Origin of the sequence: Pedobacter sp. UC225_61, assembly GCF_044452285.1 — a bacterium.
GTDB lineage: Bacteria > Bacteroidota > Bacteroidia > Sphingobacteriales > Sphingobacteriaceae > Pedobacter.
In genome coordinates this window covers 833,309-846,850 of record NZ_JBIOAL010000001.1, presented here as the reverse complement: position 1 = coordinate 846,850, position 13,542 = coordinate 833,309, and the positions used below count along the sequence as shown (strand labels likewise).

Genomic DNA, 13,542 nt, shown 5'->3' with positions numbered 1-13,542 from the left:
TGTAGTAAAATTACAATTTCGAGTTTTTAAATTAGAGGTTGCGCTGGATTATTTTTGTAATAATCTAGTTTGTATTGAAACATTTCACTCATTTTGGCTGCTCTCCACTTGGCTTCACTTGCTTTTTCACCAGTAAAGTGTTCGTCCACTGTTTGGTTGAATAGGCTAATCCAAGTATCAAAATGCTCTTTGGCAATAGGAAGTTTGGCGTGTTTTAAAAACGGACTGCCACTGTATGTAGGGGTTTCTAATAAAATGGTTTGCCAAAAGGTATACATCTTTTCTAAATGTGATTGCCAATTATCTTTTATTACGTCGTTAAAAACAGGAGCCAGTAAGGCATTGTCTCTCACCTTTCCGTAAAAGTCATCAACCAACGTTTTTACATTATCAAGGGTTAAAATGTCTGTGCTTTCACTTTGCATATTGCTGTTGCTTAATACAATCAAATATAAGCCGTTTTACTAGAGATGATTAATTCACAATCATAAAATGACCTCAAGTTGGTATTTGAATAAGTAATAAAGCAAAAGCGTCATGGCGAGGCACGATGCAATCTTAAATGAGTTGTGTATAGTTATTAGTTAAGATTGCTTCGTGCTTCGCAATGAAAACAGCGTATTTCAAAAAGTAAAGGACTTAAATCATTGCCTTATAAAAATCTGAATAAGCCTCATACATATCTTCGGCTTGGTTAATTGCGGATGAGGCGGCAATACCATAAATGCCCGTTTCTAAAAGTTGAGGGATATCTGTTAGAGTTACTCCACCTACCGCTAAAATAGGTAATACTATGTTTGCCTTTTTTAATGCTTCCATAGCATCTGCATAACCTTTTACTCCAAGTAGCGGTGCATTATTAGGTTTAGTTGTAGTTACTTTAAAAGGCCCGAAGCCTGCATAATCTGCACCCTCATTAGCTAATCGTATTAAGTTTTCAATCGTGTTTGATGACCCACCTAAGGTATATCCTTCTCCTAATTGCTTGCGTAGAGCGATAAAGTCTGCGTCCATGTCTTCTATATGGAAACCTTGTATATCGGCTTTATCTTTCAAATGAATGTGATTGGTAACGATTAAAGTTGCGCCCCAATCATCGCATATTGCTGCGATGGTATTTATATCGCTTAATAGTTCATCATCAGCTTTGCTTAAGCAACGGTATTGAATCCATTTTGCACCTGCTTCGCAAGCTATTTGTGCTTGTGCGATGTGGGAATGTTGTAGAATATCGTGCGTAATGAAATGGAGTTTATCTATATATTTTTTCATATGCTAAGCTGCCGATTATAAATGTTATTGTAAGGAACGAAGTAATTTGTTTAAGGAGATTGCTTTGTTCCTTACAATGACGCGTTTGTTAAAAGATTAAAACTTCAAATTTAAACTTAGCATTAAATTCGTTCCACTTTGTGGGAAATAAAAATTCTCTGTAGTTTGGGCACCTTCGTAAAAGTAACCGTAGGTATAGCCATTGCTTTCGTATTTGTTATTTAAAATGTTATTCACTAAGAAAGCGATGTTAATGTTTTTAAATCCTTTTAATTGCATATCGTAAGCTAAACGAGCATTATTTACCCAATATGAATTTAATTTACGCATATCGTTTTGGGTGTTATCTAAATATTGCTTGCCTACATATTTACTTTGCCAACCTAAAGCCAATGCTTTTATTGGACTATAAACTAACTCACCAGAAATTACAGCGTTTGGTGAGAAAGAAATATCAGTGCTTTTATAAGTATTTACGATTTGCCCACCATTATCATAATCATCTATAAACTCTGTAAAGTTTTTAATTTTATTACGACTTAAAGCTGCGTTTGCCAAAATAGAAAACTGCTGATTAATGGTATAAGCAGCATCTAACTCTACACCTGCTCTATAACTTTTATCTACATTTTGGCGGTAGTATTCACCTACATCATTAATTTTTCCAGTTACAACTAATTGATCTTTATACCACATACCATATACATTTACTCCCGCAGATAGGCTAGCATTTTTGAAACGATAACCTGCTTCTAAATTGTTTAATCTTTCGGATTTTGGTAGCGTTCCAGCTTCTACGTTTACATAATCATCACGACCTGGTTCTTTGTTAGCTACGCTAAATGAAGTGTAAATATTTGAATTAGAATTAACAAAATAACTTGCGCCAACTTTAGGATTGAAGAAATCAAGTTTGTCTTTAATGTCTAACTGATTTAAACTTTTCTCTGTTCCTAAAACAGTGTAATACATATGACGATATTGTAAATCAGCAAAAATAGTAAGCTGTTCAATCGGAGTAAAATTAACCTTTAAGTAAGAGTTAAAATCGGTTTTAAAGCCATCGTTATCGTAATAATGTCTATCATTGTTGCCATTACTGCCGTATTGTGCATAAATAACTTGACCAAAGTGAGCCCCTTTATATTCGTTATACGCACCACCTAAAGTGAGTTGCAGTTTGGTAGCTGGTTTGTAATTAAAGGCATAGGTGAAACCATAAAAATCGTTATCTAACCATCTTCTACGCACTAAATCTGTTTTAGTAATTGTGGTAGCACCAACAACTACTGGCAATAAACCGTAGTCTGCTAGTTTCTGACCCTCTTTAGATTCTTCATAATAACCTCGCCCTGCGGTATAATGCAAAGCTCCGTTGAAAGAAAATTGATCACTAAACTGTTTGGCGTACAAAAGCTGATAATGATCTTGCCAATAGTTGTCTGTTTGATCTTTATACGTAAAACTATTGTAGGTTCTGCTGCCAGAGTTCAACAAGTTAGCGGCATCTGCTGGATTTAATCCATTGCGAGAAATGTAATCGTTCATGCCTACAACATCTCCATTTAACCGAGATTCTGGAATACCATTCCATGCCTGATATGTTTTTTCACTTCCAGAAAATACATTAATGCGAAGTAAATCGGTTTTACCATGGTAGGCTCCTGACAGGAAATAAGATTTAAGATTTGAAGCAGCACGATCGATAAAACCATCAGATTTAATACGAGATAAACGGCCATCAAAACTCCAATGATTGTTAATTAACCCTGTACCAACTTTTACCGTATTTTTCCAGGTATTGAAAGATCCATACGTATTATTTAACTCTGCATAAGGTTCTGTTTCGCCTGCTGTAGTTTGAATATTTAAGCTTCCACCGAAAGCACCTGCACCATTTGTAGAGGTACCAACACCACGCTGAATTTGAATATTATCTACTGATGAAGCGAAATCGGGCATGTTTACCCAAAACGTTCCTTGACTTTCACTGTCGTTATAAGGAATACCGTTTAAAGTTACGTTTACTCGAGTTGCATCACTTCCGCGTATGCGAATACCTGTATAACCTACGCCCGCACCAGCATCTGAAGTGATGACAACACCTGGTGTGTTATCTAAAAGGAAAGGTAAATCTTGTCCGAAATTGTTTTTAGCGATGGTTTGCTTATCAATGTTTTTGTATGTACTAGCCGAATTTGCAGCTGCTCGAGTTGCACTTACTACAATTTCATTCGCTAAAAAGGTAAGTTGATTTAATTTGAAATCTACTACAGCGTTTGCTTGTAGATTTATAGTTTGCTCTTGACTTTGGTAACCTAAAAAGCTAACAGCTATAGTATAATTACCTGCTGGAAGATTTTTAAACTCGTAATAACCAGCTTCGTTACTAGAAAGAACTGAGGATTTTCCTTTTAATCGGATAGTTGCGCTAGGTAAATTACTGTTGTTTTTTTCAGATACTGTACCCGAAATGTTGAATTGTGCCATTGTAAAGATTGGGCACAATAATGCAGTGATTACTGCTAACTTAAATTTTTTCAATTTGTATTTTTGTTTTAGTTAAACCTGCCGACAGTAGGGGTACTCCCGACGTTAGTTAAACTCCATAAACCATCCCTACGCCAGCATTATCTGGATCAGGTGCATTTAAAGCTTTACGCTTTAAAATGGGTATGTTCTCAGCCTGTATTTGCGTTTTTTACAAAAACAAGGCACCCCTTATTGATGGTACAAATGTAACGCAAAAGGATTGACATTAAGAAATAGTTTTAGAAAATATACGTGCGAGGGTTATTCCAGTAGAAAATTATTTATGGCGTATATAGCGTTTTGCAAACGATTTTCTATGCCACCAATTACTTTATATTGCGCATGAAGTGCTTTTAACTCATTATGCCAAATTTCCATAAAATGTTCTCGCATGTGTGGAAAATCTCTTAATGGATCTTCTTGCCATGGTAAATCGATATCAAGCAAGAGGTAAAAATCATATTTATGAGTTTTTAAGGCATCAAGTACAATTTGCGGGGTTTCGCCTAACATCTCATCGCTCCAAATTTTAACCGTTACAAAAGTGGTATCGCATATAATAAAATCAGTATCGGCCATAGCCAATACAGATTCTTCTAAAGCAACTTGACCATGAAACATATTAATTTCATCTTGTAAAGTACAATCGGAAGTTAAAGCAGCACAATAATAACGAGCATACTCTGGTACCCAAGGCACATTATAGTGCTTAGCCAGTTGTTGAGACATGGTTGATTTACCTGTGCTTTCTGGGCCAACTATTGCTATTTTTTTAATTTGTTTGTTCACGGTAGATTTTTCTCCAATCGATATAACCCATAGCAGCTATAATAACATATAAAGCGTACATCAACCCTGTCGCGTATAATTCTTTAGAGAAATACACACTTACATAAATGATGTCTACGAATATCCAAATTAACCAATTTTGTAATACTTTTCTTGCTAAAAATATCTGTGCAATTAAGCTACAGGCAGTACAAAAGCTATCTATAAAAGGAAAAGAAGCATCGGTGTTTTTGTGTAATATAAAACCTAAAGCCAGCGTAAAAAGAATTATTCCGATTATTGATAATACAATTTCTTTAGAAGTAATTAGACTAATTGGTCGTTCTTTTTCTGGATTATCTCTTTGTTTACTCCAATAGTACCAGCCATAAATATTCATAGCGAAGAAGTAAAATTGCAAACCCATATCTGCATACAGCTTACTTTCGAAAAAGATAATTATGTAAATCAGTACACTCACTATTGCAATTGGCCAATTCCAAATGTTGTTTTTTGCAGCTAACCATACACAGAGAATTCCTGTAAAAACGCCACACCATTCTAATACCCCAGTTCCAAAAATGAATTGAGAGATACTTTCTTTAAAACCGTCAATCAATAGTAACATGTTTCAAAAGTATAAAATAGTAGCATTAAAGTATAAAACAAAAAAGTCCGATAGGGAACAACCCCTACCGGACAATAAACCAAACAAACTATTTATGAAGAATCCTCAAACTTGTTGAGGAAATTTTAGTTCTATTTTGTATTTGGCGATGAGCTAAAATTTATCGCCGCTCTTACACTCACATCACTCGTTAAACTATTTCTTAACGTGTATTCCATCCTCATTCTCAAATTACTTCCTTTGATATACTCATCAACAAAACGTGAATTGTCTATGTCTAGTACAAGATTGTTGCCAATATTTTCTGAGACATCATTTCTTGACGCAACCATGACTTCTGAACTACCGTTCACTAAAAATAGTTTTACTGTTTTAAATATGCCTAGGTTTTGAGTGCTAGGATTACTAGCATCCAATTTTACAGAAGTAACTCGTACATCTCTAATGTAATCTGTGCCACTTTGGTTTCCAAATATTTGGTCAAAACTGCTAGCCGTACTAGTTGTTACCTGCACAACATTATTTTTAGTTCCTGCTGGGATAACTAATGTTGCTGTATAAGGAAATGTTGATTTTATAATAGATTGTACTGTAGCACAACCACTAACAAGAACAATTAAAGCAATAAATGGTAAGATTATCTTTTTCATCTGAATTTTATTTGTTAATTAACTCATTGATAACAAATGCTATTCCAAATAGTTTTACCTGTCTTAGGGATAGGTTTCTGTCTATAATTTAAGACGTTTTAAAGGTATTCCTAGCCAGTTTTTAATCAAGTTTAAATAAGACAGGCAATATTTTTTAAAACAAGCTCGTTATAAAAGTGTTTATTTAAACGCACCTCTAAAAAACTAAACATTAAATTTAAACTCACTGGATGGAAAAAACTTACGCTTAATTAATAGAAGTTTAACTAAAATTAAAATTATGAAAAGAGCGAGTTTAAATTTTTTAGCTGTTGCAGGTTTATCATTGGGATTGTTTGCATTCGGTTCAATTAAAGAAGGTGGAATACAAGGTAAAGTTACACCAGCCGAAGGTGCAAAAGAAGTTGTTGCAGTTGCTGGAACGGACACTTTAAAAAGTCAGATTAGTAACGGAGCTTTTGTATTTAGTAATGTTAAAAAAGGCACATATACCGTTTGGGTAAAAGCAAATGCCCCTTATAAAGATGCTTCTGTAGAAAATGTTGCAGTTACAGATAGTGCAACAACAGATTTAGGAGAAATAAAATTGCAACAATAAATATAAATTGTGTGTTAAAAACAAAAAGAGGGCTCGATGCCCTCTTTTTATTACAATAATTTCAAAAAACACCATATTTTTTCTTTCAAAAAACCTATCTTTGCATCCCGACAGAGCAGTTGGGATTTTTCATTTTATAGCATAGGAATTCTCCCAGCTAGCAGTCAAATTGACTTTTACTTTAGACTTTTTTAAACCCTCACAATGCCTAAAGACACCTCCATACGCTCAGTACTTATTATCGGATCGGGACCTATTATTATTGGTCAAGCTTGCGAATTTGATTATGCTGGTTCACAAGCCGCACTTTCACTTAAAGATGAAGGAATTACGGTTTCTATTATTAATTCTAATCCAGCAACCATTATGACCGATAAAGTTATCGGTGATCATGTTTATTTGTTGCCTTTAACGTTAGAATCGATAGAACAGATTTTAACTGATCATGCAAACAACCCAAACCTTCCTAAAATTGATGCAGTATTGCCAACAATGGGGGGTCAGACAGCCTTAAATCTTTGTGTTGATGCAGAAGAACGTGGTATTTGGAAAGCCCATGGTGTAAAAATTATTGGTGTAGATGTAGCTGCAATTGAGAAAACTGAAAATAGAGAATCATTCCGCCAGTTAATGGTTGATATAGGTGTAGGTGTTGCTCCATCAAAAATTGCAAACTCTTATTTAGAAGGTAAAGAAGCCGCACAAAACATTGGCTTCCCATTAGTAATTCGACCATCCTATACACTTGGTGGTTCTGGTGGTGGTTTTGTACATAAAAAAGAAGATTTTGATGCCGCTTTAAAACGTGGTTTAGAAGCTTCTCCAACTCACGAAGTTTTAGTAGAAAAGGCTGTTTTAGGTTGGAAAGAATACGAATTGGAATTGCTGAGAGATAATAATGATAACGTAATCATCATATGTTCAATTGAGAATTTTGATCCAATGGGAATTCACACTGGAGATTCGATTACCGTAGCTCCTGCAATGACATTATCTGATCGTTGTTACCAAGAAATGCGTAATCAAGCTATAGAAATGATGCGTGCCATTGGTAATTTTGCTGGCGGATGTAATGTTCAGTTCTCTGTAAATCCAGACAACGATGATATTATTGCGATTGAAATTAACCCTCGTGTTTCGCGTTCATCAGCCTTAGCAAGTAAAGCAACTGGTTATCCAATTGCAAAAATTGCAGCTAAATTAGCCATCGGTTATAACTTAGATGAGATTGAAAATCAAATTACCAAAACTACTTCAGCATATTTCGAACCTACTTTAGATTACGTTATCGTTAAAATCCCACGTTGGAACTTCGATAAATTTAAAGGAGCTAACATGGAGCTAGGTTTACAGATGAAATCTGTAGGCGAGGTAATGGCCATTGGTCGTAGCTTTATTGAGGCGCTGCAAAAAGCTACTCAAAGTTTAGAAATAGGTAGAGCAGGTTTAGGCGCAGATGGCAGACATAACAGAAGTATCGATGAAATAATGTATGGTTTAGAGCATCCAAGTTGGAACCGTTTGTTCCTTATAAAAGATGCAATGAGCATGGGTGTACCTTTAGAATCTATTCGTAAAGTAACTAAAATAGATAAATGGTTCTTGTCTCAAATTCAAGAATTAGTAAACTTAGAAGTAGAACTTAAACGTTATTCATTAACTAATATTCCTAAAGATTTCTTCTTTAACTTAAAGCAAAGAGGCTTTTCTGATATACAAATTGCTTATGTTTTAGGAAATGTAACAGAGGATGATGTGTACAATCGCCGTAAAGAATTAGGAATTAAACGAGTGTATAAAATGGTAGATACATGTGCCGCAGAGTTTGCAGCACAAACGCCATACTTCTACTCAACATTTGAAGAATCGCCAATTCAAATTTCTTTAGTAGGCAATGAAACGCTTTCAAATGGAGATGAATTAGGTACAAACGAATCAATAGTTTCCGATAAGAAAAAAGTAATTGTTCTAGGTTCTGGACCAAACAGAATTGGTCAGGGGATAGAATTTGATTATTCTTGCGTACATGGATTATTAGCAGCAAAAGAAAGTGGTTTTGAAGCGATTATGATTAACTGTAATCCTGAAACGGTATCTACAGATTTTAACATGGCCGATAAATTATACTTTGAGCCAGTTTTCTGGGAGCATGTTCGCGAAATTATAGAGCTAGAAAATCCGGTAGGCGTAATTGTTCAACTTGGCGGACAAACAGCACTTAAAATGGCTGAAAAACTTCATGAGAATAATATCAAGATTATCGGTACTGCGTATAACGATATGGATATTGCCGAAGATCGTGGTCGTTTCTCAGACTTATTAAAAGAATTAGACATTCCTTATCCAAAATATGGTGTAGCTGAAAATGCGGAAGAAGCAATTGTGGTTGCAAATGAAGTTGGTTACCCAGTTTTAGTTCGCCCTAGTTATGTTTTAGGCGGACAAGGGATGAGCATTGTAATTAACGATGAAGACTTAGAAAAAGCTGTTGTTAAGTTGTTGGGAGATTTACCTGGAAACAGAGTGTTAATTGACCATTTCTTAGACAGAGCAGAAGAAACTGAATCAGATTCAATTAGCGATGGAACAGATGTGCATATTGTTGGTTTAATGGAACACATTGAGCCTGCAGGTATTCACTCTGGAGATTCTAGTGCAGTCTTACCTCCTTTTAGCTTATCGGAACAGGTAATTTCAGATATGGAAACCTATTCTAAGAAAATTGCAAGAGCTTTAAATGTAATTGGATTATTAAATATTCAGTTTGCAGTTAAAGATGATAAGGTATATGTAATCGAAGCAAATCCAAGAGCTTCTCGTACAGTTCCTTTCATCGCAAAAGCGTATGATGTGCCTTATATTAATATCGCGGCTAGAATTATGCTGGGCGTAAATAAATTAAAAGACTTTAATATTGTTCGTAAACTAAATGGATACGCAATTAAAGAACCTGTATTTTCTTTTGATAAATTCCCTGAAGTAACGAAAGAATTGGGTCCAGAAATGAAATCAACTGGTGAAGCCATTCGTTTCATTAAAGATTTAGAAGATCCTTATTTCCGTAAGTTATATAAAGATAAATCGATGTATTTATCTAAATAATTAAAAATCCCTTAATGAAAGTTGAGGGATTTTTTATTACAGCTTTGTCCAAATCCTAGTATTCAAATCTAGTTCTCGTACAATATCATACATAAAAGTCAACACAGACATATCATCATCTAATAAATCTGATTTTAATAATGTCTTAAAAACAGGAGGTTCAAAATAATTTTTATCCAAAGGGAAAGCAATATACATTTGTGTACCGATGAATGATAAAGATATCGTATAAGCCGATCGCTGATTAAGATCATTTATTCTTTCCATCATTGCTGGAGTTAAAATATATCGAGCTTCAATTTGATCTGTGCCATAGGTTACAAAATTTTTGTTAAAGCCCTCATTTTCTAACTCTACTATGTTTTTATCTCCAAATGAATATACATTTTTAGAAAACCAAGCGCCAATCTTACTGCCAAAATCTCTAGGCCTAACTACAGTAACGCCATTAAAATTTTTGTTGAAATCAGCAGTGAACACTATTCCTTTTAAAATATCATGCCAAGTAACTTGCCTACCGCTTTTGGTCTGAACTTCGGTTTTGTATTCTGCATGTACTTCTGCAAAATAAAAGCTAGTTTTGCCAATTACCCCACTTATTAAATCTTCAGTACTGTATCTATCTGGTGATGTAGTAAAAAGCTGCGAAGCTGTAAATTCTGATTCTATAATTCCCCTGTTAGGATCTAAAGTTAAACTTTTATCTACTGAACTTAATGCTGCTCCAATTACTTCTTGTTTAAATCGACTTTTGTAATTAGAAACAGTATCTCCAATTCGGAATAAAATAACTGCACCAGGAATTACGATGATAAAACCAACAACTGCAAGGAAAACTAAACTTAAAACAGAACCACAAGCGAAACAAACTATGCCTAATACAATAAAGCTCCAGCCTTGCAATTTATTAGAAACAATTTTTTTTCGTTCAATTTCTAATTCAGCAAGTACATTTTCTACAGCTGCAGGTAATGTGAAATTTGTAGACATTAATTATTAAAAAGTTCTTTAGCGCTTACATTTTTGCGTTCTTCTTCGGCGGTTTCTAAAACTGCAATTGGTTGATAACCCAACATACCAGCGAACATATTCCCAGGGAACATCATTACAGCATTATTGTAAGTAGTTACAGAAGAATTATAGTTTCTTCTAGCGGCAGCAATCTGCTCTTCGCTTTCAGTCCATGTACTTTGTAAGGTTAAAAAATTTTGATTTGCCTTTAGATCTGGATAATTCTCTACACTTACCATTAAACCTTTTACAGCACTCCCAATTTGTTGATCTAGAGCTAATTTATCACTTTCACTAACGTTTGCTCCTAAAGCTTTTCCTCTTAATTCAGTGATTTTTGTCAACGTATCACCTTCGTACTGCATGTATTGTTTAACTGTTTCTACTAAGTTTGGTAGTAAGTCGAAACGTTTTTTAAGCATTACATCTATGGCAGAAAATGCATTTGCTACTTGATTCTTTTTACTAATTAAGGAATTGTATATGCCAATGCCAATAATTAAAACGGCGATTGCAATGATAGCAACTATAATCATATCTGTTTGTGTTTAAGTGTTAAGATAAATATAAGTTTTTTGTATAGAGATTGGATGCAGATATTTACAAAACGTTACAGCAGTTAAATTTCCAAATTTTGCAGTAAGCAAATGTGTAAAAAAAACCCTACTCCGGAGAGAGCAGGGTTCAATCAATCAATATTAAAAAGGAGAACCTTTCTAATTCTCCAAAATTACGACTCCTTTTGCTTCAAACACAATTTCTTTTTTAGGTTTTGTGATTTTTGCAATTTCCTCAGCTGGTTTCTTAGCGTCTTCAGCAATATGTTTTAAATCTTCAACAGATGTTTCCGTTCTTTCTGCAAAACCATCAATTACTACTTTTTTACCAGCTAAATCTTTAGGCATAAAAAAAGCATAATCCTTAAAATTCACACGAATAGTCTCACCATTTGGCGCTTCTAAATTCATAAAACAACCCTTTTTTTGACAAACTAAAGTCACTAGCCCAGTAACTTTCATATCTTTTTTGGTTTCATTGCCAAGTTTCGCATTTACTTCAGCGGTTGTAATTACATTTCCTTTTTTAACACCTTCACCAAAAGATTTTCCTTCAAATGAAGTTGCGTCTTGTGCAAAAGCAAATGCAGTAAACATACAAAGGGCCAGGCTTAAAATAATTTTTTTCATTTTCTCTATTTTTAATTGGACGAACTCTTATCTATCTGATACAAAAATATTTAAAATCTTTTTAAATAAGGAATGTTCTGTTCATAAATGTAGGATTGAAAAAAATCCCCACTACTTAAAAGCAGTGGGGGTCAATCATCCCTATTTATTAGTAATCATGAAAATACCAATGCTAAATAAGAAGCAATAGGCTGTCCAAATAAATGACTTGGCAAATAATATTTATAAATGCTTGATAAATAATAGTTTAAAGGTCTTTCTATAAAAATTTATTCATAACACCTAATACTCACTTGTAGAGATATGTACCAGAAAATCATGATATGGGTAATTTATTTCCTTAAATGAATTGGAGAGTTAGCCAAAAAGTAAAGAGAAAACTTCTTCAATTTTGCTAACTGTAATTATTTGTATTTTAAATTTATCTTTCACCAATCCTTTTAGGTTGTAATTTGAGATAAATATTTTTTCGAAACCTAACTTTTCTGCTTCTGAAATGCGTTGCTCTATGCGATTTACTGCTCTAATTTCTCCAGATAAACCAACTTCTGCAGCAAAACAAATTTTTGATGAAATAAAAATATCTTCATGAGATGAAATAATCGCCGCCATAATTGATAAGTCAATCGCAGGGTCTTCAACTTTAATTCCGCCAGCGATATTTAAGAAAACATCTTTCGCACTCAATCTAAATCCACATCTTTTTTCTAGTACGGCAAGCAACATATTCATCCGCTTGGTATCAAAGCCCGTGGCCGATCGCTGCGGAGTTCCATAAGCAGCAATACTAACTAAGGCCTGTGTTTCAATTAACATCGGTCTTGCGCCCTCTAAAGTTGCTCCAATTGTAATTCCACTTAATTCTTCATCTCGTTGAGAAAGCAGAATTTCTGAGGGATTTGAAACTTCTCTCAACCCACTGCTTTGCATGGCATAAATTCCTAATTCTGCAGCTGCGCCAAAACGGTTTTTAATAGATCTTAAAATTCGATAAATGTGATGCCTGTCTCCTTCAAACTGCAAAACAGTGTCTACCATGTGTTCTAAAATTTTGGGACCTGCAATTGCGCCGTCTTTGGTAATATGTCCAATTAAAAAAACAGGCGTGTCGGTTTCCTTTGCAAAACGCAATAACTCTGCCGTACATTCTCTAACTTGAGAAACGCTTCCTGGAGTAGACTCGATATGTGCAGAATGTAAGGTTTGAATAGAATCAATAATGACAATTTCTGGCGCTAACTGTTCTATTTGCTTAAAAATATTTTGTGTTGAAGTTTCGGTAAGAATATAGCAATCTGCTTTAGGATTAATTGTAATTCTTTCTGCTCGCATTTTAATTTGCTGCTCACTTTCCTCTCCAGAAACGTACAATACTTTTCTGCCAGATACATTTAGCGCAACCTGTAACATTAAGGTTGATTTACCAATTCCAGGCTCTCCACCAATTAATATAACCGAACCTGCAACTAATCCTCCGCCTAAAACCCGGTCTAATTCTGCATCGCCTGTAGTAGTTCTTTCCTCTGTTGCGCTTTGAATTTCTTCAACCTTACTTGGCTTACTTAGCCTTTGTGTTCCTGAGGCAGATTTCCAAGTTGGAACATGGGTTGTGCCTTTATCAATTATTTCTTCTACAAAGGTATTCCATTGGTTACATGATGGGCATTTGCCCAACCATTTTGCAGATTCATAACCACAACTCTGACAGAAATATGCTGATTTTGTTTTAGCCAATTTGATTTAAGATTTACAATTTTTGAATGAAGATTTTTTACTACGAATTTAGATTTATTC

General features: G+C 34.5%; 12 protein-coding genes and 1 riboswitch. Of the genes, 2 read left to right on the top strand and 10 right to left on the bottom strand.

Features of this window, described 5'->3' with window-relative positions; all coding sequences use genetic code 11:
• Nucleotides 1-26 precede the first annotated feature (26 nt).
• From ACHMWN_RS04045 to ACHMWN_RS04020, 6 genes are all read right to left on the bottom strand, one after another.
• Nucleotides 27-425, bottom strand: a complete 399-nt coding sequence (locus ACHMWN_RS04045; RefSeq protein ID WP_397297935.1) for a group III truncated hemoglobin — start codon at nt 423-425, stop codon at nt 27-29.
• A gap of 214 nt (nt 426-639) precedes the next feature.
• Nucleotides 640-1,272: a thiamine phosphate synthase gene (locus ACHMWN_RS04040; protein ID WP_397297934.1), complete on the bottom strand. Its 633-nt coding sequence runs from the start codon at nt 1,270-1,272 to the stop codon at nt 640-642.
• 96 nt (nt 1,273-1,368) lie between these two features.
• A complete protein-coding gene (locus ACHMWN_RS04035; protein ID WP_397297932.1) occupies nt 1,369-3,816 on the bottom strand; it encodes a TonB-dependent receptor in 2,448 nt (815 codons plus the stop codon).
• A gap of 55 nt (nt 3,817-3,871) precedes the next feature.
• Nucleotides 3,872-4,004: riboswitch (TPP riboswitch) on the bottom strand.
• Between the two features lie 61 nt (nt 4,005-4,065).
• On the bottom strand, nt 4,066-4,593 hold the full coding sequence (locus ACHMWN_RS04030) for an AAA family ATPase (RefSeq protein WP_397297930.1): 528 nt from the start codon (nt 4,591-4,593) through the stop codon (nt 4,066-4,068).
• Nucleotides 4,577-5,200 (bottom strand): nicotinamide riboside transporter PnuC, encoded by a 624-nt coding sequence (pnuC, locus tag ACHMWN_RS04025; RefSeq protein ID WP_397297928.1) that lies wholly within the window; start codon nt 5,198-5,200, stop codon nt 4,577-4,579. The genes ACHMWN_RS04030 and pnuC overlap by 17 nt, the downstream gene beginning before the upstream one ends.
• A gap of 131 nt (nt 5,201-5,331) precedes the next feature.
• Nucleotides 5,332-5,850, bottom strand: a complete 519-nt coding sequence (locus ACHMWN_RS04020) for a hypothetical protein (protein WP_397297926.1) — start codon at nt 5,848-5,850, stop codon at nt 5,332-5,334.
• A 280-nt stretch (nt 5,851-6,130) separates the two neighbouring features.
• Here ACHMWN_RS04020 and ACHMWN_RS04015 point away from each other — a divergent pair, with 280 nt between their 5' ends.
• Together ACHMWN_RS04015 and carB are read left to right on the top strand one after the other, a co-directional pair.
• Entirely contained in the window at nt 6,131-6,448 is a 318-nt protein-coding gene (locus ACHMWN_RS04015) for a carboxypeptidase regulatory-like domain-containing protein (RefSeq protein ID WP_397297924.1), read from the top strand.
• A 204-nt stretch (nt 6,449-6,652) separates the two neighbouring features.
• The gene (carB, locus tag ACHMWN_RS04010; protein ID WP_397297922.1) at nt 6,653-9,550 is read left to right on the top strand and encodes a carbamoyl-phosphate synthase large subunit; all 2,898 of its coding nucleotides are present in this window, start codon (nt 6,653-6,655) and stop codon (nt 9,548-9,550) included.
• A gap of 36 nt (nt 9,551-9,586) precedes the next feature.
• On the opposite strand, the gene ACHMWN_RS04005 is transcribed toward carB, so the two are convergent.
• From ACHMWN_RS04005 to radA, 4 genes are all read right to left on the bottom strand, one after another.
• On the bottom strand, nt 9,587-10,540 hold the full coding sequence (locus ACHMWN_RS04005; RefSeq protein ID WP_397297920.1) for a DUF3137 domain-containing protein: 954 nt from the start codon (nt 10,538-10,540) through the stop codon (nt 9,587-9,589).
• Entirely contained in the window at nt 10,540-11,097 is a 558-nt protein-coding gene (locus tag ACHMWN_RS04000) for a LemA family protein (RefSeq protein ID WP_397297919.1), read from the bottom strand. Before ACHMWN_RS04000 ends, ACHMWN_RS04005 begins: the two co-directional genes overlap by 1 nt.
• Before the next feature lie 180 nt (nt 11,098-11,277).
• A complete protein-coding gene (locus ACHMWN_RS03995) occupies nt 11,278-11,748 on the bottom strand; it encodes a DUF4920 domain-containing protein (RefSeq protein ID WP_397297918.1) in 471 nt (156 codons plus the stop codon).
• Nucleotides 11,749-12,105: 357 nt separating this feature from the next.
• Entirely contained in the window at nt 12,106-13,482 is a 1,377-nt protein-coding gene (gene radA / locus ACHMWN_RS03990) for a DNA repair protein RadA (protein ID WP_397297916.1), read from the bottom strand.
• Nucleotides 13,483-13,542 lie beyond the last annotated feature (60 nt).

Bases quoted from the DNA above. Each gene is read 5' to 3' on its own strand.
- ACHMWN_RS04045 (WP_397297935.1), bottom strand. From the start codon at position 425: ATGCAAAGTGAAAGCACAGACATTTTAACCCTTGATAATGTAAAAACG.
- ACHMWN_RS04040 (WP_397297934.1), bottom strand. From the start codon at position 1,272: ATGAAAAAATATATAGATAAACTCCATTTCATTACGCACGATATTCTA.
- pnuC (WP_397297928.1), bottom strand. From the start codon at position 5,200: ATGTTACTATTGATTGACGGTTTTAAAGAAAGTATCTCTCAATTCATT.
- ACHMWN_RS04020 (WP_397297926.1), bottom strand. From the start codon at position 5,850: ATGAAAAAGATAATCTTACCATTTATTGCTTTAATTGTTCTTGTTAGT.
- ACHMWN_RS04015 (WP_397297924.1), top strand. From the start codon at position 6,131: ATGAAAAGAGCGAGTTTAAATTTTTTAGCTGTTGCAGGTTTATCATTG.
- carB (WP_397297922.1), top strand. From the start codon at position 6,653: ATGCCTAAAGACACCTCCATACGCTCAGTACTTATTATCGGATCGGGA.
- ACHMWN_RS04005 (WP_397297920.1), bottom strand. From the start codon at position 10,540: ATGTCTACAAATTTCACATTACCTGCAGCTGTAGAAAATGTACTTGCT.
- ACHMWN_RS04000 (WP_397297919.1), bottom strand. From the start codon at position 11,097: ATGATTATAGTTGCTATCATTGCAATCGCCGTTTTAATTATTGGCATT.
- ACHMWN_RS03995 (WP_397297918.1), bottom strand. From the start codon at position 11,748: ATGAAAAAAATTATTTTAAGCCTGGCCCTTTGTATGTTTACTGCATTT.